A 24,287-nucleotide genomic window follows, 5' to 3' on the forward strand; every position below is an offset into this window, starting at 1 on the left:
ATGGAAGCATTCACCAAGCACACCGGCCGGGCCGTCCCGCTGCGCCGCTCCAACGTCGACACCGACCAGATCATCCCTGCTCACTGGCTCAAGAAGGTGACCCGGGACGGGTTCGAGGACGGGTTGTTCGAGGCCTGGCGCAAGGACGAGAGCTTCATCCTCAACCAGCCCGAGCGGCAGGGCGCCACGGTCCTGGTCGCCGGTCCCGACTTCGGCACCGGTTCCTCCCGTGAGCACGCCGTGTGGGCGCTGCAGAACTACGGCTTCAAGGCCGTCATCTCCTCGCGCTTCGCGGACATCTTCCGCGGCAACTCGCTCAAGAACGGCCTGCTCACGGTGGTTCTGGAGCAGAAGATCGTGGATGCGCTGTGGGAGCTCACCGAGAAGGACGCGACTGCCGAGGTCACTGTGGACCTTGAGGCTCGTGAGGTGCGGGCCGAGGGCATCACCGCCTCCTTCGAGCTGGACGAGAACTCCCGCTGGCGGCTGCTGAACGGCCTCGACGACATCTCGATCACCCTGCAGAACGAGGCCGACATCGCCGCCTACGAGGCGAAGCGGCCGTCGTTCAAGCCGCGCACGCTCCAGGCCTGATCCCAGGCCGCCGCGCAAGGCGACTTTCGGACACCGCAACACCCCCTCGGTACCCCCGATCGGCCCCGATCGGGGGTACCGCCATGTCTGCACCCGAACGGCCCTGCGCCGTTCGGCGGCGAACTCAACTTCCCACGTTACGAGGGGTGTTGCCGGGGTACGCGAATCCTATGAACGCGGCTTCCGCAAGTGCCCGGAAGGCCATTTGAGGCCGGAGTTGCACCCCTGGCAGGCGACAACTCGCCCCAGATGGCACAATCTGTGCATGGAACACGACGGCCAACTCGAGCTCTATGCGGCAGTCGCGGACCAACTCAAGGAAGCGCACGCAAGGGTGCGCGCACTGCAAGTCCCGGAGGGCGTACGGATGGCGCTGACCCGGAAGCTGCTGGTCATTACGGCCGCGGCCAAGCACGACGTCGCCGAAGCGACAAGGCGTCTGGAGCGGTTCATCGCGGACCTCGACGCGGGGCGATTCCCCGAAGAGGAACGCTGAGAACACCTTCGGGACCGCCGAGTCTGTTGCGGCACAAGGGTGATTAGCCCGTTTCGTGTTTGATTTGCGGTATATATCTGCCTAACGTGCGAAAAAGCTTGAACACTTTCGTTCTGGCGATGTCTCCGAAGGGGAAGACGTGAACAAGGCGCAGCTCGTAGAAGCGATTGCCGACAAGATGGGCGGCCGCCAGCAGGCCGCCGATGCTGTCGACCACGTACTGGACGCCATCGTCCGCGCGGTCGTCGCTGGTGAGCGGGTCTCCGTCACCGGCTTCGGTTCGTTCGAGAAGGTCGACCGTCCGGCCCGTTACGCCCGCAACCCTCAGACCGGCGAGCGGGTTCGGGTCAAGAAGACCTCCGTTCCGCGCTTCCGCGCGGGTCAGGGCTTCAAGGACCTGGTGAGCGGCTCGAAGAAGCTCCCGCGGGGCGGCGAGGTCGCCGTCAAGAAGGCGCCCAAGGGCAGCCTGACCGGTGGTGCCGCGGCGACGGTCAAGAAGGCCGCCGCGAAGAAGACCACCAAGGCGGCCGCGGCGAAGAAGACGACCGCGAAGAAGGCGCCGGCCAAGAAGACGACGGCCGCCGCCAAGAAGACCACCGCGAAGAAGGCGCCGGCCAAGAAGACCACGGCCGCCGCCAAGAAGACCACCGCGGCGAAGAAGACCACCGCCAAGAAGGCGACGGCCAAGAAGGCCCCGGCCAAGAAGGCGACCGCCAAGAAGGCCCCGGCCAAGAAGTCGACGGCGCGGAAGGCCACCGCCAAGAGGACCACGCGCAGCAGGTAGAACCGCCGAGGGCACTCACGCGCCGGGCCGGACTCCGTTGGGAGCCCGGCCCGCGGCGTCTTCGGGTTTCGTCGGTCTCAGAGGGTCTGCAGCGTCACCAGCGTGATCCGCAGGGACTCGCCCTCGCCTTCCGTTTCGATACGAACCCGCTGTCCGGGGCGGAGCAGTCGCAGGCCGCCCGCGTCGAAGGCCGGTGCGTCGAAGGGGACTGGGGTGCCGTCGTCCAGGAGGACGCTGCCGGAGCGGGTTTCGGCGTCGTATGTGTAAGCGGTGGCCTGCATGAACGTCAGCCTACGACGGGTTGTGGTCCGGGTGCGGCGCCGTGGGCGGTTCCTTGATCGGTAGACGTGCGGCCGCCGCCGTCGTTCGCGGGCCCACTCCCAGGGCCAGTGCGGCTCGGAGATCATCGCCGGTGTCCACGTCCTGGCGTACGGAGTCCACGTCGTCGAGGCGGAGTTCCATCGCGCCCGACGCGCGGTGGCGGGCCCGGGAATGCTCGCCGAATGCGGGCAGCAATTCATTGCCAGGGGTCGCGGTCAGCAGAGTCGTTCCTATTGCCGCCGCGTCCGGGAGAAATGCGCGGGGGAATTCCGCCGCCGAGTCCAGGACGCGGGCCAGTTCCAGGGGGCGCAGCGCCGGCAGATCGGCGTTGAGGGCCGCCACGGCGGTTTCGGGGCGGGAGGAGCGTACGACCGCCGCCGCGTGCGCCAGCGCCGCGTTCAGGCCGCCGCCCGGCTCGTCCGGGACGATGTGCGCGCCAAGTGCGCCCAGCTCGCGGCCCGCCACGGCGTCGTTCGTGACGACTGCCACATCCTTCACTGCCGGGCAGGCCAGCGCCGCGGCCACGGTGTCCTGGGCGAAGGCGAGGGCCAGGCCCGGGCGCAGACCGTCCGCCGCGGTGTCCGCGAGCCTGCTCTTCGCCCGCGCCAAGGGCTTCAGGGGTACCACCAAGGTCCACTGCACCAGCGTTCCGTCCCTCTCTAGTCGCGGCCATTGTCACTCAGCCGCCACGAGGGGCAGCCGGCGGTGGGGGCATGGGGAGAGGTGCGAAGCTCCTTGCGAGGGTGGGGGTGGGAGACGGGCGGGCGTACGGTGTTCTCGACAGACCGGCGGCCTGGGGCGACACTTGTGCGGCCCCCGGCCACCCCGGCCCCATGTCCTTGATCCCTAGAGGAAGGTGCGCGCGTGCCCCGCCGCAGAATCGGCTTCTGGTACCGCTTCGCCGCGGTGCTCTGCAAACCGCCGCTGGTCGTTCTGATCAAGCGGGACTGGCGTGGAATGGAGCACATTCCGGCCGAGGGTGGATTTATCACCGCGGTGAACCACAATTCGCACATCGACCCCTTCGCGTACGCGCACTTTCAGTACAACACCGGCAGGGTTCCGCGATTCCTGGCGAAGAGCGGGCTTTTCAAGAAGGGATTCATCGGAGCCGCGATGCGCGGCACCGGGCAGATCCCCGTCTACCGGGAGACCACGGACGCGCTGAGCGCCTTCCGGGCCGCGATCGACGCGGTGGAGCGCGGCGAGTGCGTCGCCTTCTACCCGGAGGGCACCATCACCCGGGACCCGAACCAGTGGCCCATGACCGGCAAGACCGGCGCCGCGCGCGTAGCCCTGCAGACCAAGTGCCCGGTGATCCCGGTCGCGCAGTGGGGGGCCAACGAACTGCTGCCGCCGTATGCCAAGAAGGCCAACGTCCTTCCGCGCAAGACCCACCGCGTGCTCGCGGGCCCGCCCGTGGACCTCTCCCGCTTCTACGACAAGGAGATGACCCCGGAGCTGCTCAAGGAGGCGACCGAGGTCATCATGGCCGCCATCACCCGCCAGCTGGAGGAGATCCGCGGCGAGAAGGCGCCCGACAGGCCGTACGACCCGCGCCAGGAGCGCATCGAGCAGCGGCGCAGGACGGCCGCGCAGACCCAGCAGGTGCAGCAGGCGAAGGCCGAGCAGGAAGAGGGGCAGGGCACGTGAGCAAGCCCGTCAAGGCGGCTGTCATGGGCACGGGATCGTGGGGCACCGCCTTCGGCATGGTTCTCGCCGACGCCGGTTGCGACGTGACCCTCTGGGCCCGTCGCGCCGAACTCGCGGAAGCGGTCAACTCCGGCCGTACGAACCCCGACTACCTCCCCGGAGTCGAACTCCCGGAGAACCTGCGGGCGACGCCGGACGCCGCCGAGGCCACGCACGGCGCCGACTTCACCGTCCTCGCCATCCCCTCCCAGACGCTGCGCGGCAACCTCGCCGAGTGGGCCCCGCTGCTCGCGCCCGGCACGGTCCTCGTCTCGCTGATGAAGGGCGTCGAACTCGGCTCCGCGATGCGGATGAGCGAGGTCATCGAGGACGTCGCCAAGGTCGGTTCGGACCGCATCGCCGTGGTCACCGGCCCCAACCTCGCCCGCGAGATCGCCGCGCGCATGCCCGCCGCCGCCGTGGTCGCCTGCACCGACGAGTCCGTCGCCCAGCGACTCCAGGCCGCCTGCCACACGCCGTACTTCCGCCCGTACACCAATACGGACGTGGTGGGTTGCGAACTGGGCGGTGCCGTGAAGAACGTGATCGGCCTCGCCGTCGGCATCGCGGACGGCATGGGCCTCGGCGACAACGCCAAGGGCTCGCTGATCACGCGCGGCCTCGCCGAGACGACCCGCCTGGGCCTGGTGATGGGTGCCGACCCGCTGACGTTCTCCGGACTCGCGGGCCTCGGCGACCTGGTGGCGACCTGCTCCTCGCCGCTGTCCCGCAACCACACCTTCGGCACCAACCTCGGCAAGGGCATGACCCTCCAGGAGACCATCGCGGTCACCAAGCAGACCGCCGAGGGCGTCAAGTCCTGTGAGTCCGTGCTGGATCTGGCCCGCAGGCACGGCGTCGACATGCCGATCACGGAGACGGTCGTCGGCATCGTGCACGAGGGCAAGCCGCCGGTGGTCGCGCTCAAGGAGCTGATGTCGCGCAGCGCGAAGCCGGAGCGACGCTAGGCGCTCCGCTGGGTGCCGGGGGTGCAGGCCCGCCCGGCCGCCGACGCCGATGAGATACGCCGCCGCGGTCGCCGAGGCCCTCGCCGAGGAACGCGAGCGGGAACTCGCCGAGGCGCGAGCCTTCCGGGCCGCCCAGGAGGCGCGTGACACCTCCGACGCGCTCACCCTGCTGGGTCTGTCCGACAGCGGGCTGTTCCTGCCCCGCCGGGCCGATTTCGGGGGAACTGGAGCACCTGGAGCCGGTGACCGAGCCGACCGCCGACGCCAAGGAGTGTCGTCGGGCGGCTGCTGGGTCGTGGTGGTTGCTCGCGCCCGCGCGGCGGAGCCGCACATCGGTACAGCCCCGCGCCCCTTTGGGGGCGCTGCGCGGACCGCCACCGTCAACGGACGCTGACTCCGGGCTCTACCACCGGGTACTCTCAACGCGATATGAGCACCGAGAACCTCCCCCAGAGCCCTGACCAGCCGCCCCGCAAGCCGCGGGTGGCCGTCGTGTTCGGCGGTCGCAGCTCCGAGCACGGGATCTCCGCGGTCACCGCCGGCGCCGTACTGCGCGCGATCGACCGGACGAAGTACGACGTCCTGCCGATCGGCATCACGCGGGAAGGCCGCTGGGTGCTCACCGCGGACGAACCGGAACGGATGGCGATCACCGATCGCCGTACACCCGAAGTCGAGGACCTCACCGACTCCGGCGAGGGCGGCGTGGTGCTCCCCGTCGACCCGGCGAACCGCGAAGTCGTCTACACCGAGCCCGGATCCATGCCCAAGGCGCTCGGCGAGATCGACGTCGTCTTCCCGGTGCTGCACGGCCCCTACGGCGAGGACGGCACCCTCCAGGGCCTGCTGGAGCTCTCCGGGGTGCCGTACGTGGGTTCGGGCGTGCTCGCCTCGGCCGTCGGCCAGGACAAGGAGTACATGAAGCGGGTGTTCACGTCGTTCGGGCTCAAGGTGGGCCCGTACGTGGTGATCCGGCCGCGCGAGTGGGAGCGGGACGAGTCCGCGGCCCGCAAGAAGATCATCGACCTCGCCGGCGACCACGGCTGGCCGCTCTTCGTGAAGCCCGCGCGCGCGGGTTCGTCGATCGGCATCACCAAGGTCGACGACCTGTCGGGGCTGGACGAGGCGATCGCCGAGGCCCGGCGGCACGACCCGAAGATCCTCGTCGAGGCGGCGCTGCGCGGCCGTGAGATCGAGTGCGGGGTGCTGGAGTTCGAGGACGGCCCGCGCGCCTCCGTACCGGCCGAGATCCCGCCGCCGGACGCGCACGCGTACTACGACTTCGAGGCCAAGTACATCGACTCGACGCCCGGCATCGTGCCGGCACCGCTCACGGCGGAGGAGACGGCCGAGGTGCAGCGCCTGGCCGTGGACGCCTTCGAGGCGGCCTCGTGCGAGGGCCTGGTGCGGGCGGACTTCTTCCTCACGGAGGACGGGGAGTTCGTGATCAACGAGATCAACACGATGCCCGGCTTCACGCCGATCTCGATGTACCCGCAGATGTGGCAGGCGAGCGGGATCAGCTACCCGGATCTGGTGGACCAGCTGATCCAGGCGGCGCTGCGCAGGTCGACGGGCCTGCGCTGAACCCCACGGTGGTCAGAGGGTCTTCCGCTCCGGAATCGTCTTCCTGATCGCCGACGCCAGGTCGATCAGCACACCCGAGCTGTCGTGCCCGGCAGGTACCGTCACCTCGACATACGCCTTGCGATTGGCGGTGGTGAAGCGGAACGCCCCGCCGTCCTGCTTCTCCATCAGCCAGTCGACGCCCTCGACGCCACCGGGGACCGCGTCGGTGTCGTGACCGTTGGCCACGTCCGGGTCGACCATCTTCGGCGGTTGTGCGACACCGCACCGCAGTATGATCGCCGGGTCCCCCCAGCCCGCGGTCAGCGCGGATGCGGGCGAGGGGTCCTCACGGCGCACTCCGTCCACCTTGGCCGGCAGCACTTCGTCCAGCTTCCGGCACAGTCCGGCCACCGTCGCGTCGGGGCTGGGAACCGCGGATGCCGGGCTGTCGTCTGCTGATGAGCAGCCCGCGGCGGTGATCAGCAGGACGAGCGCGGGCAGCCCGAGGACAGAAAAGTGCCGGTGACGGAAAAGGTTCACCGGCCAAGGGTAGACGGGGGCTACAGATGGACGACCGGGCAGGTCAGGGTGCGGGTGATGCCGTCCACTTGCTGGACCTTCGCGACCACCATCCGACCCAGGTCGTCGACTGTGTCGGCCTGGGCGCGCACGATGACGTCGTACGGTCCCGTCACGTCCTCGGCCTGGATGACTCCAGGGATCTTGCTGATCGTCTCTGCGACGGTCGACGCCTTGCCGACCTCCGTCTGGATCAGGATGTACGCCTGTACCACGGAACCTCCAGGGCGGCCACGAGGATCATGTGGGGAAAAGGAACGCCACGGTATCGCGTCGCCGCTCGCCGCGGGGAGACCTGCGGGGACCGGGGCTTGCGCGCCGGGGTGCGGGCACGACAGAAGTTGACGTACACGTCGACCGTAGCGAGGACAGCAGTGACGCGCGACCGGGTGCGGACAGGGACAGAAGGGGCGTAAGGGCAATGAAGGGCACTGTTGGTGAGCTCGGTGAGTTCGGGCTCATCAGGGAGCTCACCTCCCGTCTCACCACCACCCCGGCGGTCCGGGTCGGCCCCGGCGACGACGCCGCGGTGGTGGCCGCGCCCGACCGCAGGGTGGTCGCCAGCACCGACATCCTGCTGGAGGGACGGCACTTCCGCCGCGACTGGTCCACGGCCTACGACGTCGGCCGCAAGGCCGCCGCGCAGAACCTCGCGGACATCGCCGCCATGGGCGCCGTACCGACCGCGCTGCTGCTCGGCCTGGTCGTTCCGGCCGAACTCCCGGTGACCTGGCCGAGTGAGCTGATGGACGGCCTGCGCGACGAGTGCCAGGTCGCGGGCGCGTCGGTGGTCGGCGGGGACGTCGTACGCGGCGACACGATCATGGTGTCGATCACCGCGCTCGGCGATCTGCGCAACCAGGAGCCCGTCACGCGCGCGGGCGCCCAGCCCGGCGACCTCGTCGCGGTGACCGGCTGGCTGGGCTGGTCCGCCGCCGGATACGCCGTGCTCGCCCGGGGTTTCCGCTCACCGCGCGCCTTCGTGGAGGCGCACCGGCGCCCCGAACCGCCGTATCACGCGGGTCCGGCGGCCGCCGGGCTCGGCGCGACGGCGATGTGCGATGTCAGCGACGGGCTGATCGCCGACCTCGGGCACATCGCCGAGGCCAGCAAGGTCCGTATCGACATCCGCTCGGGGGCGATCGACATCCCGACCCAGATGAACGACATCGGGCAGGCCGTCGGCGTCGACCCCATGCAGTGGGTGCTGACCGGGGGAGAGGACCACGCGATCGTGGCGACCTTCCCGCCGGACGTGAAGCTGCCGGCCCGCTGGAAGGTCATCGGCGAGGTCCTCAACCCCTCGGCGCTGCCCCAGGTGACGGTGGACGGGGCGCCGTGGACCAAGAAGGGCGGCTGGGACCACTTCGGCGGGGACATCGAGTCATGATCCCTAACGTCCTTACGGTGGCGGGCTCCGACTCCGGCGGGGGCGCCGGCATTCAGGCCGACCTGAAGACGATGCTCGCGCTGGGCGTGCACGGCATGAGCGTGATCACCGCGGTCACGGCCCAGAACTCGCTCGGTGTGCAGGGGGCTTGGGAGCTTCCGGTGGAGGCGGTGCGGGCGCAGTTCCGCAGTGTCGTCGACGACATCGGCGTACAGGCGATCAAGACGGGCATGCTGGCGTCTGCCGAACTCGTCGAGACGGTGGCCGAGTTGATCGGCGGTACGGACGCGCCCGCCGTGGTGGACCCGGTGGGAGTCTCCAAGCACGGCGACCCGCTGCTGGCCGCCTCCGCGCTCGACTCGGTGCGTACGAAGCTGCTGCCGGCCGCGACCGTGGCGACGCCGAATCTCGACGAGGTGGCGCAACTGACGGGCGTGCGCGTCGAAGCCGAGGAGCAACTGCGGGAGGCCGCTGCGGCCGTTCTGGCGTACGGGCCGCGGTGGGTGCTGATCAAGGGCGGTCATCTGTCCGGGGACGCCGTGGATCTGCTGACGGACGGCTCGCGGGAGCACTGGCTGCGGGCGCCGAGGTACGACAACCGGCACACGCACGGCACGGGCTGCACCCTCGCCTCCGCGATCGCCTCGGGGCTCGCGAAGGGGCTGCCTGTACCGGAGGCGGTGGCGGCGGCCAAGGAGTACGTCACCGGGGCGATCAAGGCCGGGTTCGCGCTCGGTGGGGGCATCGGGCCGGTGGATCACGGGTGGCGGTTCAGAGCGTTCTGACCTTGGCTTTCGTGGATCCGTGGATCCGTGGATCCGTTGAGCCGTTGCTCCTGGAGGCACAGCAAAGAGCCGGCCCACCCTTGGTGGACCGGCTCAGTGCAGCGAACCAGCGGTGGCCGCGCGCTTAGCGGTGCGTCAGCGCGAGACCTTGCCGGCCTTGATGCACGAGGTGCAGGCGTTCACGCGCTTCGGCGTCCCGCCGACCACGGTACGCACACGCTGGATGTTCGGGTTCCAGCGACGGGACGTACGGCGGTGCGAGTGCGAGATGTTGTTGCCGAAGCCCGGCCCCTTGCCGCAGACGTCGCAGTTGGCAGCCACGGGTCACTCCAAAGACTTCAGATGCACTTACGGTTAATCCCGGCTTGCCGGGATCGAGATCTAGGATCAGAGATCTGAGTGGCATTGCCAGGGGAATGGCCCGATGTGGATCGGGCAACCGGAGCAGCATACAACGACTGCGCCAGCAGAACGAAACTACCATGGCTGCTCAGGAGCCCGCTCCCAGCCCTCTTCCGGTCGGTACCGGCCCTGGGTCTACGCTGCGTGCCACGTCCGGCAGCTCAGGGAGGCGCAGGTGGCGCAGGTGCCGCAGACATTCTTCGATGCTCTCGCGGTGCGCACCTGGTGCGGCCTCGCGTTGGAGTCACTCGGTCGCGCGCGTGAGGAGATCGACGCGATCAACGTCTATCCGGTGGCGGACGGGGACACCGGGACGAATCTGTACCTGACCGTGGAGTCGGCGGTCGCGGCGGTGGAGGCCGTGTTCACCGCGTACGACGTCGGCAGGCCCACTCTGGCGGACGCCGCCCGCGCGATGGCCCACGGGGCCCTCATAGGCGCCCGCGGGAACTCCGGAACGATTCTCGCCCAGCTGCTGCGGGGCATGGCCCAGGTACTCGCCACCGACGGTGAGACGCCTCACACCGACGGCTCCGGTCTGCGTCTCGCCCTGCGGCACGCAGCCGACTCCGCCCGCCAGGCCGTGGCCCACCCCGTCGAGGGCACGGTCCTCACGGTCGCCTCCGCCGCCGCCGACGCCGCCGGTGGGGCCGAGGGCGACGACTGCGGGGCGGTGGCCCGGGCGGCCTACGAGGGAGCGCGTACGGCACTGGCCGCGACGCCGGGGCAGCTTGCGGTCCTGGAGCGGGCCGGAGTGGTCGACGCCGGGGGACGGGGGCTGGTGGCGGTGCTGGGGGCGCTGGTGGAGACGTTCACGGGGGAGGCGGTCGCCGGGGTCCGCGCGCGCGTGGAGGGCGGTTCACCTCTCGCCCCGGCCGGCGACGGCAGCGCCCGCGTCGCCGGTGTCGAGGAGTGCGCCGACGGGGCGGCGGCGGGCGGCCCCGCCTTCGAGGTGATCTACCTGCTGGAGGCCGAGGACACGGCCGTGGCGCGGCTGCGGGAACGGCTCGACGGCCTCGGCGACTCGCTCGTGATCGTGGGCGGTGACGGGCTGTGGAACGTTCATGTGCACGTCGACGACGCCGGGGCCGCCGTGGAGGCGGGTGTCGAGGCGGGGCGGCCGTACCGGATCAGGATCACCCACTTCGGGGCCGGGGACGCGCACACCACCGGTGGCGAGCGCCTGCCGCGGGAGCGGGTGCAGCGGGCCGTCGTCGCCGTCGTGCCGGGTGAGGGACTGGCCGGGCTCTACACCGAGGCCGGGGCGACCACCGTCCTCGCGCGCCCCGGGGAGCCGCCCGCGAGCGGGGAGCTGGTGCAGGCCGTACGGCGCGCCCACGCGCGCGAGGTCGTACTGCTGCCCAACGACGCCGAACTGCGTCACACCGCCGCCGCGGCGGCCGAGCAGGCCCGCGCGGAGGGCATCCGCGTGGCGCTGATCCCGACCCGCTCGGCGGTCCAGGGCATCGCGGCGCTCGCCGTGCACGAGCCCGAGCGCCGCTTCGACGAGGACGTCGTGTCGATGACCTCGGCGGCCGGTGCGACCCGCTACGCCGAGGTCGCCGTCGCCGAGCGCCAGTCCTGGACCATGGCCGGCATCTGCCAGGCCGGCGACGTCCTCGGCCTGGTCGACGGCGACGTGGCCGTCATCGGCTCCGACGTCACGGCCACCGCCGAGGCCGTGCTCGACCGCATGCTCTCGGCCGGCGGCGAACTCGTCACGCTGGTCCTCGGTGACGACGCGCCGGAGACGATCGCCGAGCACCTCGAGGCACGCGTGCGTGAGTCGTACCTCGCCGTCGACACGGTCGTGTACCGGGGAGGTCGGCAAGGGGCGTTGCTGCTCATCGGCGTGGAGTGAGCGGAACGCCGGACGGGGTGAGCGGCCGCTCCACAGCGAGACACCGCGGCGAGACACCACAGCGGGACAACAGCGGCGCCGGATCAACCCCGAGCGGGCCCTACTCCCCGCCGCCCTGCTCCTCCACCACCTGAAGCATCTGTTCCGCCTCCGCGCGCCGCTCCCGCGCCGCCTCGTCGCCCGCCTCGGCGCCGTCGTACGCCGCCAGCACCGCACGCGCGCGTGCCGCCGCCTCGGCCGGGCGGCTCAGGTCGGCCTCCAGCCAGCCCGCGGCGAGTTCGGCGCCCGTACGGCTGTGCAGGGCGTCGTCGCCGAGAGCGGCGAACACCGCGGCGGCCCGTGTCACCTGGGACAGGGCCTCCTCCAGGGAGGCCCGGATCGACTCGTCCTCGGCGTCCTCCGCGGCGGACCGGGCGAGGAGATCGCCGAACTGACGGTGGGTGTGGCCGAGTTCGGCGGTGAGCCGCCCGCGCGCCTCCTCGTCCGCGGCCGCGTCCAGCGCCGCCGCGCACTCCTCGACGGCGCTCGCCATCAGCTCGCAGGCCGTGTCGGCTCCGCCCTCCACGTCGTCCACGCGCAGCGCCAGCCACGCGCGTGCGCGCAGCGAGCGGACGAGGCCGTGCACGTTGCCGAGGTCGCGCCACAGCGCGCCCGCGCGCGCGTAGGCCCGGTCCGCCTCGGCGAGCCGCCCCGCGTGGCCGAGCGACTCGGCGGCGAGGTGCGCGAGCGTGGCATGGTCGTGCTGCTCGGGCCAGTGCCGGGCGATCTCGGCGGCCTGCAACCGGCGTTCGGCCGCGGCGTGGTGCTCGCCGAGCTCGCTCAGGCAGTCGCCGAGCCACCACTGGGTCTGGACGACCGCCCCGTCGCCGTGCGTCTCGGCGCTCAGGTCGGGCAGCGCGGACTCCAGCACCTCGGCGGCCTCCGCGAACCGCCCCTGCCGCAGCAGGAACCCGCCGAGCTGCTGCCGCGCCCAGGCGCCCAGCGTGCGGCTCTCGCCCGCCTCGTCGGCCCAGTGCGCCGCCTCCAGGGCGTGCTCGGCGGCCTCCTCGGACAGCCCCCGGCCGCCCAGCACCTCGGCCAGCTGAAGGTGCAGCTGCGCCCGCCCCGGAGCCTCGAGCTGCGGCCCGCCGTGTTCCAGGGCCGCCCGCAGCGCCCGCTCCGCCTCCGCGGTGTCGCCGAGATGGTGCGCGAGCCCGGCCAGCCGCGCCTCGTACTCCACCGCGAACCACGGCAGCCCGGCGCCCACGAATGCCTCCGAGGCCCGCGCGAACAGCTCCGCGGCCCGCTCCACCTCCCCGGAGAGCGCGGCGAGCTCCGCGAGCATCGCCTGCGCCTCGGCGGCCCGCGAGGCCAGCCGTACGTCGTCCCCGGCCCGCCCGTCGACGAGCGCGAGCACCTCACGGGCGGCGGTCTCTGCGTCGGCCGCGACGGCCTGCGACACCGCCTCCTCCGCCTCGTGCACGGCCCGCATCAGGATCCGCGCCCGGCTCATCAGGACGGCCGCCGTCTGACGTACGCCCGTGCCGTCCTCGGCGTACAGCGCGAGCACCTGCTCGTACAGGTCGGCGACCGAGGTGAGGGCCTGCGTCACGTCGCCCGTGAGAGCGCGTACATACGCTCCACGCGCGCGTGCCGCCAGGGCCTCCCCGGGGTCGCCCGCCTCCGCGTACAGCTCGGCCGCCTCCTCGAAGACGCCGATGCCCTCGGGGCCCAGGTCCATCGCCCGGTGGTCGGCGATCTCTGCGCGGTCGAGGGCGTCCAGTTCGACGCCCTCGGCGGCCCGGGAGACGGCCGCCCAGGCCTCGATGGCGTTCGGCTGCAGGGTGTCCGACAGCCGCCGTGCCTCGGCGATCAGCGCGGGCAGGTCGGGCTCGGTGTCCCGCGGCACATCAGCGACGGCCACGGGCACGGACACCGAAGCCGCTCGGGTCGCCGTACGCACGCCCAACGGCAGCCGGTCCACCAGGGGCCCCTGGTCCATGCGCGCGCGTGCCCGCTCGCTGATGTGCCCCGTGCCGTTGCGCTCGTCGAAGCGCGCGGCCAGCGCGAGGGCCTCCTCGCGCGCGTGGGCGGCGAGTTCGCGGGCCGTCCAGGCGCGGCCCGCCGGACCGGACACCCGCCGGTCGCCCAGCCCCAGCGCGGTCAGCCGGTCCATGAGGAGGGCCACCACGCTCATGAACTCCAGCTTGCTGCGCGGATGCCCGTCGTCCGTGAAGTACGCCGGCCGCTGCGCGAGCAGCTCCAGGCCACGTGCCTCGTTGCCGGTCAGCGCACAGAACTCCACGTGGTCCGCGTACGCCCCGCGCATGCTCTCCATGGCCCGTACGAGCCGGAAACCCCGCAGATGGTTGGCGCGGGCCTCGTCCAGGCGGCCCAGACGCAGCAGCGGCACCAGGGAGGACGCGAGGACGGTGTGCGGCTCGTGGGCGCAGGTGAACTCGCCCTCCAGGACCGGCCGCCACAGCCGCAGCGCCTCGGCGTCCCGGTCCCGCGCCACCTGCCACCACCCCTGCCCGTGCAGCTCGCACGCGTGGCAGTCGGCCATGGCATCCCGGTCGGCGGCCAGCCAGGCCGCGTAGGCACGCTCCGCTCGCGGGACGTCACCGACGTGCGCGGCCACGCTGAACTCGGCGCTGCGCACGGCCCGTTCGGAGTGCCCGGCGAGCCGGTAGCGGTGCTCCATCTCGCCGAGCCACTTCTCGATCGAGGCGAGCGGGACGTGCGGCTGGTCGAGCATGCCGGACGACATCCACTTGAAGACCCAGTGCAGGGAGTGGGTCTCGTACTCGTCGAAGTCCTCGGGCCGCTCGTCCCACATGCGCAGCAGACGCGCGAAGGGGACGAACATCTTGTCCTTCTCGGAGCTGTAGTTGTAGACCTTCAGCTGGTGTCCGAGCGCCTCGATCACGGCGAGCGGGATGTTCAGCTGCTCGGCCTCCGCGAGCAGCTGCTCCGCGCGCGCGTTGCGGGCCGGGCCCTCCGGCTCCTCGGAGTTCTCGGCCATGGCCCGGCGCAGCGAGTCGAAGTCGGTGATCCCACTCATCAGCGGCCTCCCTCGCCGTTCGTGGCCCACTCCAGCAGACCGATGAAGGCCCGGTTCAGCAGCGCCGAGTCGGCGGGCCTGAGCGGGCGCTGCGCCATCAGCAGGGCCTGCCCGTAGAGGGACTCGGTGGCGGTGCCGATCAGCTCCGGATCGCCGAGTGAACTGATCCGCCGGACCAGCGGGTTGAGGTTGTTCAGCACGAGACGCGCGCGTGGGGCGCTGCCGCGCAGCGAGCCGAGGATGCCCGCCCACAGGTCGTCGGCCTGCTCCTCGGCCTCCGCGCGGGCCTGCTCGTGCCGGGCTGCCCGGTCGTCGAGGTGCAGCGCGGGCACGGAGAGCGGATGGAAGGCGCGCAGGACGACGTCGCAGCCCAGGGGGTCGAGCTTGGCCCGCGCGGCCGCCAGGAAGCCCGACAGGGCCAGTTCCTCGGCAGGGTCGATCGCGTCCAGATGGGCGGTCACCGTGTCCGCGTCCAGCTCGGCCACGACCGTCCCCGGCCGCACCGACGGCAGCGACTCGACCAGCTCGCTGTCGTACGTGTAGCCGCCGTTGATCACCCCGACGCCCTGTGCGGACGCGATGGGCGCGACCTGGCGGTACTCCTCGACGGTCCGGGTGAAGTGCACCACCGGGTGGCGCTGCGCGAACTCCTCCAGGGACAGTCGTCCGTCGGTCGTCTCGAAGGGCAGCCACGGCAGCATCGTGCGCAGCATCTCCTTGTCGTGCCGCGCGAGCGACTTCACGCCCAGGTGGTGCACGGACAGGAAGGCCGCCAGCCGCTCCGGATCACCGGCCGCCAGGCCCGTCAGCCAGGACCGAATCCTTTCGCCCAGCGCCTCCCGTACGGCCGCCAGCGTCTCGTCCTCGTACAGCGACTCGCGCGAGGCCGTGGGCCGCAGGCTGTCCGTGTCGAGCACGCACCGCACGAAGAACGCCCACTCCGGCAGCAGCTGTTCGGCCCGCTCGGTCAGCAGCATGCCCTTGAGGTGGACGCGGTGACCGGCCCGCTGGGCCGGGCTGACGGCCGAGGGAAGGACGTAGGCCACGCCACGGATCCCCGCGAGCGGCACGCTCAGCTCGATGGAGTCCAGCGGCGTGAACCCGAACAGGTCGTGACAGTGCCGGGCCAGCGCCACCCGCCGGTTGGCGGGGGAGGGGTACGGCCGGTCCCAGGGCGCGGGCAGGTCGGTGACCGCCTCGCTGCCGACCCGGACGTCGTACGGCAGCAGCGAGCCGAAGTCCCGCGCCAGCGCCAGCACCCGGTCCTCGGCCAGCCACTCGGCCGCCCCGGCCCGCGCCACCAGGTGCACGGTGGTGCCCGGTTCGGCGCGGGCGTCGTCCGGCAGCGTCCGCACGGTGTACGAACCGTCGTCCGTGGCCGTCCACTCCACGGGCGGCGCGTCCGGCGTACGGGCGCTGCGGCTGACCACCCGGATGCGCTCGGCGACCACGAAACAGGCCAGCAGACCGATGCCGAACTGCCCCAGGAAGTCGGACCGGGCCTCCTGCAGCCCCTCGGCACGCTTGGAGCTGCGGCCGATCGTCGCGAGGAGGTCGTGCACATCCGCCTCGGTGAGCCCGACCCCGGAGTCCTCGACCCGCAGGGCCCCGCCGTCGGCGTACAGCCGCACCCTGGCCGGCGCGTCCGGCTCCTCGGCGCGTCTGGCCGTGATGGCGTCGACCGCGTTCTGCAGCAGCTCGCGCAGGTAGACCTTGGGACTGGAGTAGAGATGGTGGGAGAGCAGGTCCACCAGACCGCGCAGGTCGACCTGGAACGTATGAGGTGGCTGGGGCGGTTGAGGTGCCTGGGATGCCTGTGAGGTCTGGGAGTCCATCGTCGCTGCGCCGTTGGGGGGACTTGGCGACGGCGCGGGGTCGGGCGGCCCCGTGAGGCGGTGACCGCGGAAAGGATGGCCGGAGCGCGCCATCCTAGAGCCGGAACCAGCCGTCTGACCAGGGGTTTCCGGGACGTTTACCTTGACGGTCGCCGTGACCTCTGCGGCATTGTCAGTGGTGTGGTGTGGAATGGATCTCGTGCCCGCACTGGAAGAACCACTGAAGAACGTGCTCGGCCCTCCCACCGCGAAGGTGATGGCCGAGCACCTCGGCCTGCACACCGTCGGCGACCTGCTGCACCACTACCCGCGCAGATACGAGGAGCGGGGCCAGCTCACCCACCTCGCCGACCTCCCCATGGACGAGCACGTGACGGTGGTCGCCATGGTCGCCGACGCCCGCCTGCACACCTTCGCCTCCACCAAGGCCCCGCGCGGCAAGGGCCAGCGCCTCGAAGTCACGATCACCGACGGCAGCGGCCGCCTCCAACTGGTCTTCTTCGGCAACGGCGTTCACAAGCCCCACAAGGAGCTCCTGCCGGGCACACGCGCGTTGTTCGCGGGCAAGGTCTCCGTCTTCAACCGCCGCCTGCAACTGGCGCATCCGGCGTACGAGTTGCTGCGCGGAGACGGCGAGGAGGCCGTGGAAGCCTGGGCGGGCGCCCTCATCCCCATCTACCCCGCCACCGCCAAACTGGAGTCCTGGAAGATCGGCAAGGCCGTCCAGACGGTCCTGCCCAGCGCCCAGGAGGCGGTCGACCCGCTCCCCGACACGCTTCGGGAGGGCCGGGGCATGGTCTCCCTCCCCGAGGCGCTCCTCAAGATCCACCGCCCGCACACCAAGGCCGACATCGAGGACGCCCGCTCCCGCCTGAAGTGGGACGAGGCCTTCGTCCTCCAGGTGGCTCTCGCCCGCCGCCGCCACGCCGACGCCCAACTCCCGGCGGTCGCCCGCAGACCCAGCCCGGACGGCCTCCTCACGGCCTTCGACGACCGCCTGCCCTTCACCCTCACCGAGGGCCAGCGGAAGGTCTCGCAGGAGATCTTCGACGACCTGGCGACCGAGCATCCGATGCACCGGCTGCTGCAGGGGGAGGTCGGAAGCGGAAAGACCATGGTGGCGCTGCGCGCGATGCTCGCCGTCGTCGACGCGGGCGGCCAGGCCGCCATGCTCGCGCCCACCGAGGTGCTCGCCCAGCAGCACCACCGCTCCATCGTCGAGATGATGGGCGAACTGGCCGAGGGCGGAATGCTGGGCGGGGCCGAGCAGGCCACGAAGGTCGTGCTGCTGACCGGCTCCATGGGAGCGGCCGCCCGCCGCCAGGCCCTGCTCGACCTGGTCACCGGCGAGGCCGGCATCGTGATCGGCACGCACGCGTTGATCGAGGACAAGGTCCAGTTCCACGACCTCGGCCTGGTCGTGGTCGACGAACAGCACCGCTTCGGCGTAGAGCAGCGCGACGCCCTGCGAGGCAAGGGCAAACAGCCGCCCCACCTCCTCGTCATGACGGCCACGCCCATCCCCCGCACGGTCGCCATGACCGTCTTCGGCGACCTGGAGACGTCGGTCCTGGACCAGCTCCCGGCCGGCCGCTCACCCATCGCCTCCCACGTCGTCCCGGCCGCCGACAAGCCCCACTTCCTGGCCCGCGCCTGGGAGCGGGTGCGCGAGGAGGTCGGCAACGGCCATCAGGCGTACGTCGTCTGCCCGCGCATCGGGGACGAGGAGGACGACCCGAAGAAGGCCGGCAAGAAGAAGTCCCCGGAGGACGAGGCCGAGAAGCGCCCGCCGCTTGCCGTCCTCGACGTGGCCGACCAGCTCTCCAAGGGCCCGCTGAGTGGCCTCAAGGTCGAGGTCCTGCACGGCCGGATGCACCCCGACGACAAGGACGCGGTGATGCGCCGGTTCGCTGCCGGCGAGGCCGACGTCCTCGTCGCCACGACGGTCATCGAAGTCGGCGTCAACGTCCCGAACGCCACCGCCATGGTGATCATGGACGCCGACCGCTTCGGGGTCTCCCAGCTCCACCAGCTGCGCGGCCGAGTGGGCCGTGGCTCGGCACCGGGCCTCTGCCTCCTGGTCACCGAGATGCCGGAGGCCAGCGCCGCCCGCCAGCGCCTGAACGCGGTCGCGTCCACCCTCGACGGCTTCGAGCTGTCCCGTATCGATCTGGAACAGCGCCGGGAGGGCGACGTCCTGGGGCAGGCCCAGTCGGGGGCCCGCTCCAGCCTGCGAGTCCTCGCCGTCATCGAAGACGAGGAGATCATCGCCGACGCGCGGGACGAGGCAGCGGCCCTGGTGGCGGCGGACCCGGAGCTGACGGGACTTCCCGGCCTGCGGACGGCCCTGGACGCCCTCTTGGACGAGGAAAGGGAGCAGTACTTGGAAAAGGGGTGAGGATGCCGACCTTCAGGACGCCGACCTTCAGGGGCGCGGGCGGTAATCCATATGCGGCTACCGCCGCGCGGGCGCGACCAGCCACACTGATACCTGAAGCCGCCCACGACCAAGGACCGAAGATGACCCGCGTGATCGCCGGCGCAGCCGGCGGACGCCGCCTGGCCGTTCCGCCGGGAACCGGCACCCGCCCGACCTCTGACCGCGCACGCGAGGGACTCTTCTCCACTTGGCAGTCCCTCCTTGGCGGCCCTCTGCGCGGCGAACGAGTCCTCGACCTGTACGCAGGCTCAGGCGCCGTAGGCCTCGAAGCACTCTCGCGTGGCGCGAGTCACACCCTGCTCGTCGAGGCCGATGCCCGTGCCGCCCGCACCGTCCGGGAGAACGTCAAGAATCTCGGCCTCCCCGGCGCCCAGGTCATCGCCGGCAAGGCCGAACAGATCATCAAGTCACCGGCGCCGACCGAGCCGTACGACATCGTCTTCCTCGACCCGCCGTACCGAGTCACAGATCACGATCTTCGCGAGATCCTGCTCACACTCCGCTCAGAGGGCTGGCTAGCGCCGGAAGCGCTCGTCACCGTTGAGCGCAGCACCAGAGGCGGCGAATTCAGGTGGCCGGACGGCTTCGAGGCGATCCGGGCCCGTCGCTACGGCGAGGGAACGTTTTGGTACGGTCGCGCCGCCTCTACGTGCGAAGACGCACGATGACCGGACCGGAGAGCGAGGGATCACAAGTGCGCCGCGCCGTCTGTCCCGGGTCGTTCGACCCGATCACCAACGGACACCTCGACATCATTTCCCGCGCCTCCAGGCTGTACGACGAGGTCTACGTCGCCGTCATGATCAACAAGGCCAAGAAGGGCCTGTTCGAGGTGGACGAGCGGCTCGATCTGATCCGCCAGGTCACCGCCGAGTACGGCAACGTCCGGGTCGAGGCATTCCACGGCCTCCTCGTCGACTTCTGCAAGCAGCGCGACATCCCGGCCATCGTCAAGGGCCTGCGCGCGGTCAGCGACTTCGACTACGAGCTGCAGATGGCCCAGATGAACAACGGCCTGTCGGGCGTCGAGACGCTCTTCGTGCCGACCAACCCCACTTACAGCTTCCTGTCCTCCTCCCTGGTCAAGGAAGTCGCGACCTGGGGCGGCGACGTCTCCCACCTGGTACCCCCCGTGGTGCTGGAGGCCCTGAACAAGCGCCTGCGCAAGGACTGATGGGGCTACAGTCGTCCCGTCCGTCTCCAACACAGCTGTAGAGAGTGGCGAGCACAGGTGGACGTGCAGAAGAAGCTCGACGAGATCGTGGCCGCGATCTCCGGCGCCCGGTCGATGCCCATGTCGGCCTCGTGCGTGGTCAACCGCGCCGAACTGCTCTCGATGCTCGAAGAGGTCCGCGAGGCCCTGCCCGGCTCCCTCGCCCAGGCCCAGGAGCTGATCGGCGGCCGCGAGCAGATGGTCGAGCAGGCCCGCCAGGAGGCGGAGCGGATCATCCAGGGCGCGCACGCCGAGCGGGGCTCCCTGATCTCCGACACCGAGGTCGCCCGGCGCTCCCAGGCCGAGGCGGACCGTATCCTCGCCGAGGCCCGCAAGGAGGCCGAGGAGATCCGCGCGGAGGCGGACGACTACGTCGACTCCAAGCTCGCCAACTTCGAGGTCGTCCTCACCAAGACCCTCGGCTCCGTCGGCCGCGGCCGCGAGAAGCTCCTCGGCACCGGGCCCGGCACCGACGAGAACGGCTACGAGGACGAGGACGCCCCCGAGCGCAGCCACGACCCGCAGACCCTGCGCCACAACGCCGACCAGTACGTCGACGCCAAGCTCGGCGCCTTCGAGGCGGTCCTGGCCAAGACCCTGGAGGCGGTCGGCCGCGGCCGGCAGAAGCTGCACGGCCGTATCGCCACCGACGACCTCGGCGCCCTCGCCGACGACACCGGCACCGTCCAGCACTCCAGCGACGCCGACTACCTCGCCGACCTGGCGGCCCTCGCGGAGCGTGACACCCCGGCGGCGGCCCCTGCCGAGCCGGCGGCGGCAGCCGTACCCGCACAGCCCCAGTACGACCCGCAGCCCGTGCAGCCGGCGTACGGCTACCAGCAGTCGGACACCTACGGCGGCTACCCACAGCAGGCCTACGCCCAGCAGCAGGACCCCTACGGCTACCAGCAGGCCGATCCCTACGCCTACCAGGGCTACGACGGTCAGCAGGCGGCGTACGACCCGCAACAGGCCCAGCAGGCGGCCCACCAGCCCCAGCAGGCGCACCAGTCGTACGCCCTCGACGAGACCAGCCTCTTCGACACCAGCATGATCACTCCGGAGCAGTTGAGGGCCTACGAGCAGGGGCGTGGCCAGTAGGCCGCCACCGGATCCAGCACCGGATCCACCACCGGATTGGGCCGTGAGCGAAAGGTCCAGTATCCTGGCTCTTCGGTCGCGCGTACGTCCGCGATCAACGCTGCCCGGGAACACCGCAGGGCAGTGACCCTCTGAGCTCAGCAGATCGAAAGCAGGAATGGCGTGACAGCCCGCCTCGACCACCGCAACCCTCTCGTGTTCGACACGCACGAGCTGGGTCGGCGGCCTGGTGCGCTGCAGCGCCTGACCCGCGAGGTCGACGCTCCCAAGGACCTCGGTATCCAGGGAGTCGTCGGAGTGCCGGAAGGCGCCCCGGTGGAGCTCGAACTCCGGCTCGAGTCGGTCATGGAAGGGGTGCTCGTCACGGGCACCGCCCGTGCACAGGCCGAGGGGGAGTGCGTAAGGTGTCTGGAGCCGCTTCAGCTCGACGTCGAAGCGGACTTCCAGGAGATGTTCTCGTACCCTGACGCCGACGATCGGGGCCGTCACCACCACGGTGCGGAACCCGGCGACGACGCCGAGGACGACGAGGACAGGCTCTTTCTCGAGGACGGCCTGTTCGACCTCGAACCCGTGCTGCGCGATGCGGTGGTGCTCGCACTGCCGATGCAGCCGGTGTGCCAGGAAGACTGCCCAGGACTGTGCGCCGAGTGCGGCGCGCGCCTCGCGGACGACCCGGACCACCACCATGACGCCGTCGACATCCGTTGGGCGGCACTGCAGGGACTCGCCGGTTCACTCGGAGACGGCGAGAAGGACGAGATGAGCGGCGCCGAAGCGGGCGTCGACGAGAAGCAGGAGAAGTAGCCGTGGCTGTTCCGAAGCGGAAGATGTCGCGCAGCAACACGCGCCACCGCCGGTCGCAGTGGAAGGCTGCGGTCCCCACTCTGGTTGCGTGCGAGCGCTGCCACGAGCCCAAGCAGCAGCACATCGCGTGCCCGTCGTGCGGCACCTACAACAAGCGCCAGGTCCTCGAGGTCTGAGCGGCTGGTGAGAGGCACTGTGTCCACGCCCAAGAAGAACGCTGCGGACAACACAGCCTCGTCCCACACGCTGTTGGAAGGGCGGCTCGGGTACAAGCTCGAGTCCGCCCTTCTGGTGCGTGCACTGACCCACCGGTCGTACGCATACGAGAACGGCGGTCTGCCGACCAACGAGCGCCTGGAGTTCCTCGGGGACTCCGTCCTCGGCCTCGTGGTCACGGACACGCTGTACCGCGCCCACCCCGATCTGCCCGAGGGCCAGCTGGCCAAGCTGCGGGCCGCGGTGGTCAACTCGCGTGCGCTGGCGGAGGTCGGCCGCGGGCTCGACCTGGGCTCCTTCATCCGGCTCGGCCGCGGTGAAGAGGGCACGGGCGGCCGGGACAAGGCGTCCATCCTCGCCGACACCCTGGAAGCGGTGATCGGCGCGGTCTATCTCGACCAGGGCCTGGACTCGGCGGCGGAGCTGGTGCACCGCCTGTTCGACCCCCTGATCGAGAAGTCCTCGAACCTCGGAGCCGGCCTGGACTGGAAGACCAGTCTCCAGGAGCTCACCGCGACCGAGGGGCTCGGTGTGCCCGAGTACCTGGTCACGGAGACCGGCCCCGACCACGAGAAGACCTTCACTGCTGCCGCCCGCGTCGGAGGCGTCTCGTACGGCACCGGCACCGGCCGCAGCAAGAAGGAGGCGGAGCAGCAGGCCGCGGAATCCGCGTGGCGGTCCATCCGGGCCGCCGCGGACGAGCGCGCCAAGAAGGCGAAGGCGGCAGCGGATGCCGCCGAGCCCGACGCCGACGCGTCGTCGGCCTCCGCCTGACCGAACAGCGCGACCCGAGCGCCCGCACCCCGCCGCGGGGCGGGCGCTCGGCCCATTGAGCAGGCACTACGGGCCACCGAGGGGCGCCAGCCCCACCGGCGGCCCACGCAGGTCCACGGGGGATCCCATGCCCGAGTTGCCCGAGGTCGAGGTCGTACGACGTGGCCTGGAGCGGTGGGTCGCCCACCGCACGGTCGCCGACGCCGAGGTGCTGCACCCGCGTGCCGTACGCCGTCACCTCGGCGGCGCGGACGACTTCGCGCACCGCCTCAAGGGCCACCGCGTCGGTGTCCCCAGCCGTCGCGGAAAGTACCTGTGGCTGCCCCTGGAGGACACGGACCAGTCGGTCCTGGCCCACCTCGGCATGAGCGGCCAGCTGCTGGTCCAGCCGCACACCGCGCCCGACGAGAAGCACCTCAGGATCCGGGTGCGGTTCGCCGACGCCCTCGACACCGAGCTGCGCTTCGTCGACCAACGCACCTTCGGCGGCCTGTCGTTGCACGACAACACCCCCGACGGCCTGCCCGACGTCATCGCGCACATCGCCCGCGACCCGCTCGACCCGCTCTTCGACGACGAGGCCTTCCGCCAGGCCCTGCGCCGCAAGCGCACCACCATCAAACGGGCCCTGCTCGACCAGTCGTTGATCAGCGGCGTCGGCAACATCTACGCGGACGAGGCGCTTTGGCGCAGCCGCCTCCACTACGACCGCCCGACCGCGACCTTCACCCGCCCGCGCAGCCTCGAACTCCTGGGCCACGTAAGGGACGTGATGAACGCCGCGCTCGCCGTCGGCGGCACCAGCTTCGACAGCCTGTACGTCAACGTCAACGGCGAGTCGGGCTACTTCGACCGGTCCCTCGACGCGTACGGCCGTGAAGGGCTGCCCTGCAAACGGTGCGGTACGCCGATGCGCAGGCGGCCCTGGATGAACCGGTCCAGCTACTTCTGCCCGAAGTGTCAGCGGGCGCCGCGCGTCTCGTCGTAACGCCGACGTGCCGCGAGCACGTCGTCCATCCGGCCCTCCACGAAGTGGATGAGGCCCATCAGCCGCTCGGCGACTCCTCGTCCCAGCGGTGTCAGCTCGTAGTCGACCCGCGGCGGATTGGTCGGCTGGGCCTCGCGGTGCACCAGGCCGTCCCGCTCCAGCGCGTGCAGCGTCTGGGACAGCATCTTCTCGCTGACGCCGTCGACCCGGCGGCGCAGCTCGTTGAAACGCAGCGAGCCCTCGTACAGGGCGCTGAGCGTGAGCCCGCCCCAGCGACCCGTGACGTGCTCCAGCGTGCCGCGCGAGGGGCAGGCCTTGGCGAACACGTCGTACGGGAAGTCCTGCGCCTGCGCGCGCTCCTGCGTGGTGTCCATATCTGAAAGCGTACTCTCAGGCAGCGCTAACTTGCAGGGCGCGCTAACCGGAAGT

General features: G+C 71.1%; 25 protein-coding genes and 1 pseudogene. 18 read left to right on the forward strand and 8 right to left on the reverse strand.

Annotated elements, in window-relative coordinates; genetic code table 11:
• From leuD to ACIBAG_RS29660, 3 genes are all read left to right on the forward strand, one after another.
• Positions 1-594, forward strand: a complete 594-nt coding sequence (leuD, locus tag ACIBAG_RS29650) for a 3-isopropylmalate dehydratase small subunit (protein ID WP_399109138.1) — start codon at positions 1-3, stop codon at positions 592-594.
• 265 nt (positions 595-859) lie between these two features.
• The gene (locus tag ACIBAG_RS29655) at positions 860-1,090 is read left to right on the forward strand and encodes a hypothetical protein (protein WP_003997611.1); all 231 of its coding nucleotides are present in this window, start codon (positions 860-862) and stop codon (positions 1,088-1,090) included.
• A 139-nt stretch (positions 1,091-1,229) separates the two neighbouring features.
• Positions 1,230-1,874, forward strand: coding sequence for an HU family DNA-binding protein (locus ACIBAG_RS29660; protein WP_399109140.1), 645 nt, complete (start codon positions 1,230-1,232; stop codon positions 1,872-1,874).
• Positions 1,875-1,951: 77 nt separating this feature from the next.
• On the opposite strand, the gene ACIBAG_RS29665 is transcribed toward ACIBAG_RS29660, so the two are convergent.
• Positions 1,952-2,155 carry a hypothetical protein gene (locus ACIBAG_RS29665; protein ID WP_369172600.1) on the reverse strand — a complete coding sequence of 68 codons (204 nt, stop codon included), beginning with the start codon at positions 2,153-2,155 and terminating at the stop codon, positions 1,952-1,954.
• Positions 2,156-2,165: 10 nt separating this feature from the next.
• Positions 2,166-2,837 (reverse strand): 2-phospho-L-lactate guanylyltransferase, encoded by a 672-nt coding sequence (cofC, locus tag ACIBAG_RS29670; protein ID WP_399109142.1) that lies wholly within the window; start codon positions 2,835-2,837, stop codon positions 2,166-2,168.
• A 222-nt stretch (positions 2,838-3,059) separates the two neighbouring features.
• Here cofC and ACIBAG_RS29675 point away from each other — a divergent pair, with 222 nt between their 5' ends.
• The 4 genes and pseudogenes from ACIBAG_RS29675 (at position 3,060) to ACIBAG_RS29690 (ending at position 6,442) form a co-directional block, all read left to right on the forward strand.
• Entirely contained in the window at positions 3,060-3,848 is a 789-nt protein-coding gene (locus tag ACIBAG_RS29675; RefSeq protein WP_399109143.1) for a lysophospholipid acyltransferase family protein, read from the forward strand.
• The gene (locus tag ACIBAG_RS29680) at positions 3,845-4,855 is read left to right on the forward strand and encodes an NAD(P)H-dependent glycerol-3-phosphate dehydrogenase (protein WP_399109145.1); all 1,011 of its coding nucleotides are present in this window, start codon (positions 3,845-3,847) and stop codon (positions 4,853-4,855) included. Before ACIBAG_RS29675 ends, ACIBAG_RS29680 begins: the two co-directional genes overlap by 4 nt.
• A 27-nt stretch (positions 4,856-4,882) precedes the next feature.
• Positions 4,883-5,190, forward strand: a pseudogene (locus ACIBAG_RS29685) (hypothetical protein); the annotation flags it as partial.
• Between the two features lie 94 nt (positions 5,191-5,284).
• Positions 5,285-6,442: a D-alanine--D-alanine ligase family protein gene (locus ACIBAG_RS29690; protein WP_399109147.1), complete on the forward strand. Its 1,158-nt coding sequence runs from the start codon at positions 5,285-5,287 to the stop codon at positions 6,440-6,442.
• A gap of 12 nt (positions 6,443-6,454) precedes the next feature.
• Here ACIBAG_RS29690 and ACIBAG_RS29695 read toward each other — a convergent pair whose 3' ends face one another.
• Entirely contained in the window at positions 6,455-6,964 is a 510-nt protein-coding gene (locus tag ACIBAG_RS29695) for a DUF3515 domain-containing protein (RefSeq protein ID WP_399109149.1), read from the reverse strand.
• Between the two features lie 20 nt (positions 6,965-6,984).
• Complete coding sequence (locus ACIBAG_RS29700) at positions 6,985-7,218, reverse strand: Lrp/AsnC family transcriptional regulator (protein ID WP_003997603.1); 234 nt, start codon at positions 7,216-7,218, stop codon at positions 6,985-6,987.
• A gap of 206 nt (positions 7,219-7,424) precedes the next feature.
• On the opposite strand from ACIBAG_RS29700, the gene ACIBAG_RS29705 reads away from it, so the two are divergent.
• Together ACIBAG_RS29705 and thiD are read left to right on the forward strand one after the other, a co-directional pair.
• Complete coding sequence (locus ACIBAG_RS29705; protein WP_093910064.1) at positions 7,425-8,393, forward strand: thiamine-phosphate kinase; 969 nt, start codon at positions 7,425-7,427, stop codon at positions 8,391-8,393.
• Complete coding sequence (thiD, locus tag ACIBAG_RS29710) at positions 8,390-9,178, forward strand: bifunctional hydroxymethylpyrimidine kinase/phosphomethylpyrimidine kinase (protein ID WP_399109151.1); 789 nt, start codon at positions 8,390-8,392, stop codon at positions 9,176-9,178. Before ACIBAG_RS29705 ends, thiD begins: the two co-directional genes overlap by 4 nt.
• A 135-nt stretch (positions 9,179-9,313) precedes the next feature.
• Here the strand turns inward: thiD and rpmB are convergent, their stop codons facing one another.
• Positions 9,314-9,499 (reverse strand): 50S ribosomal protein L28, encoded by a 186-nt coding sequence (gene rpmB, locus ACIBAG_RS29715; RefSeq protein ID WP_003993230.1) that lies wholly within the window; start codon positions 9,497-9,499, stop codon positions 9,314-9,316.
• A 256-nt stretch (positions 9,500-9,755) separates the two neighbouring features.
• Between rpmB and ACIBAG_RS29720 the strand changes: the two genes are divergently transcribed.
• Positions 9,756-11,441, forward strand: a complete 1,686-nt coding sequence (locus ACIBAG_RS29720) for a DAK2 domain-containing protein (protein WP_399109152.1) — start codon at positions 9,756-9,758, stop codon at positions 11,439-11,441.
• A gap of 100 nt (positions 11,442-11,541) precedes the next feature.
• Here ACIBAG_RS29720 and ACIBAG_RS29725 read toward each other — a convergent pair whose 3' ends face one another.
• Together ACIBAG_RS29725 and ACIBAG_RS29730 are read right to left on the reverse strand one after the other, a co-directional pair.
• Positions 11,542-14,484, reverse strand: coding sequence for a tetratricopeptide repeat protein (locus ACIBAG_RS29725; protein ID WP_399109153.1), 2,943 nt, complete (start codon positions 14,482-14,484; stop codon positions 11,542-11,544).
• Entirely contained in the window at positions 14,484-16,319 is a 1,836-nt protein-coding gene (locus tag ACIBAG_RS29730) for an HSP90 family protein (RefSeq protein ID WP_399109155.1), read from the reverse strand. Before ACIBAG_RS29730 ends, ACIBAG_RS29725 begins: the two co-directional genes overlap by 1 nt.
• A gap of 190 nt (positions 16,320-16,509) precedes the next feature.
• Between ACIBAG_RS29730 and recG the strand changes: the two genes are divergently transcribed.
• The 8 genes from recG to mutM all read left to right on the forward strand — a co-directional run bounded on the left by recG (position 16,510) and on the right by mutM (position 23,858).
• On the forward strand, positions 16,510-18,717 hold the full coding sequence (gene recG / locus ACIBAG_RS29735) for an ATP-dependent DNA helicase RecG (protein WP_399109156.1): 2,208 nt from the start codon (positions 16,510-16,512) through the stop codon (positions 18,715-18,717).
• A 122-nt stretch (positions 18,718-18,839) separates the two neighbouring features.
• Positions 18,840-19,427, forward strand: coding sequence for a 16S rRNA (guanine(966)-N(2))-methyltransferase RsmD (gene rsmD / locus ACIBAG_RS29740; protein WP_399109157.1), 588 nt, complete (start codon positions 18,840-18,842; stop codon positions 19,425-19,427).
• 26 nt (positions 19,428-19,453) lie between these two features.
• Positions 19,454-19,933 (forward strand): pantetheine-phosphate adenylyltransferase, encoded by a 480-nt coding sequence (coaD, locus tag ACIBAG_RS29745; protein ID WP_217215171.1) that lies wholly within the window; start codon positions 19,454-19,456, stop codon positions 19,931-19,933.
• 57 nt (positions 19,934-19,990) lie between these two features.
• Complete coding sequence (locus ACIBAG_RS29750; protein ID WP_399109159.1) at positions 19,991-21,073, forward strand: ATP synthase F0 subunit B; 1,083 nt, start codon at positions 19,991-19,993, stop codon at positions 21,071-21,073.
• 162 nt (positions 21,074-21,235) lie between these two features.
• Complete coding sequence (locus ACIBAG_RS29755) at positions 21,236-21,880, forward strand: YceD family protein (protein WP_399109161.1); 645 nt, start codon at positions 21,236-21,238, stop codon at positions 21,878-21,880.
• Between the two features lie 2 nt (positions 21,881-21,882).
• Positions 21,883-22,056, forward strand: coding sequence for a 50S ribosomal protein L32 (gene rpmF / locus ACIBAG_RS29760; protein ID WP_003951102.1), 174 nt, complete (start codon positions 21,883-21,885; stop codon positions 22,054-22,056).
• Positions 22,057-22,063: 7 nt separating this feature from the next.
• Positions 22,064-22,870: a ribonuclease III gene (gene rnc, locus ACIBAG_RS29765; protein WP_399109163.1), complete on the forward strand. Its 807-nt coding sequence runs from the start codon at positions 22,064-22,066 to the stop codon at positions 22,868-22,870.
• A gap of 127 nt (positions 22,871-22,997) precedes the next feature.
• Positions 22,998-23,858, forward strand: coding sequence for a bifunctional DNA-formamidopyrimidine glycosylase/DNA-(apurinic or apyrimidinic site) lyase (gene mutM, locus ACIBAG_RS29770; protein ID WP_399109165.1), 861 nt, complete (start codon positions 22,998-23,000; stop codon positions 23,856-23,858).
• Here the strand turns inward: mutM and ACIBAG_RS29775 are convergent.
• The gene (locus ACIBAG_RS29775; RefSeq protein ID WP_399109167.1) at positions 23,831-24,232 is read right to left on the reverse strand and encodes a winged helix-turn-helix transcriptional regulator; all 402 of its coding nucleotides are present in this window, start codon (positions 24,230-24,232) and stop codon (positions 23,831-23,833) included. The genes mutM and ACIBAG_RS29775 overlap by 28 nt on opposite strands.
• Positions 24,233-24,287: the final 55 nt, after the last annotated feature.

It is taken from the genome of Streptomyces sp. NPDC051243 (genome assembly GCF_044455405.1).
Lineage (GTDB): Bacteria > Actinomycetota > Actinomycetes > Streptomycetales > Streptomycetaceae > Streptomyces.

What these genes read in the sequence shown, in the direction of transcription:
- recG (WP_399109156.1), top strand. Translation starts at nt 16,510, where the DNA reads ATGGATCTCGTGCCCGCACTGGAAGAACCACTGAAGAACGTGCTCGGC.
- ACIBAG_RS29690 (WP_399109147.1), top strand. Translation starts at nt 5,285, where the DNA reads ATGAGCACCGAGAACCTCCCCCAGAGCCCTGACCAGCCGCCCCGCAAG.
- ACIBAG_RS29775 (WP_399109167.1), bottom strand. Translation starts at nt 24,232, where the DNA reads ATGGACACCACGCAGGAGCGCGCGCAGGCGCAGGACTTCCCGTACGAC.
- rsmD (WP_399109157.1), top strand. Translation starts at nt 18,840, where the DNA reads ATGACCCGCGTGATCGCCGGCGCAGCCGGCGGACGCCGCCTGGCCGTT.
- ACIBAG_RS29705 (WP_093910064.1), top strand. Translation starts at nt 7,425, where the DNA reads ATGAAGGGCACTGTTGGTGAGCTCGGTGAGTTCGGGCTCATCAGGGAG.
- ACIBAG_RS29730 (WP_399109155.1), bottom strand. Translation starts at nt 16,319, where the DNA reads ATGGACTCCCAGACCTCACAGGCATCCCAGGCACCTCAACCGCCCCAG.
- thiD (WP_399109151.1), top strand. Translation starts at nt 8,390, where the DNA reads ATGATCCCTAACGTCCTTACGGTGGCGGGCTCCGACTCCGGCGGGGGC.
- ACIBAG_RS29655 (WP_003997611.1), top strand. Translation starts at nt 860, where the DNA reads ATGGAACACGACGGCCAACTCGAGCTCTATGCGGCAGTCGCGGACCAA.
- ACIBAG_RS29725 (WP_399109153.1), bottom strand. Translation starts at nt 14,484, where the DNA reads ATGAGTGGGATCACCGACTTCGACTCGCTGCGCCGGGCCATGGCCGAG.
- leuD (WP_399109138.1), top strand. Translation starts at nt 1, where the DNA reads ATGGAAGCATTCACCAAGCACACCGGCCGGGCCGTCCCGCTGCGCCGC.
- mutM (WP_399109165.1), top strand. Translation starts at nt 22,998, where the DNA reads ATGCCCGAGTTGCCCGAGGTCGAGGTCGTACGACGTGGCCTGGAGCGG.
- ACIBAG_RS29665 (WP_369172600.1), bottom strand. Translation starts at nt 2,155, where the DNA reads ATGCAGGCCACCGCTTACACATACGACGCCGAAACCCGCTCCGGCAGC.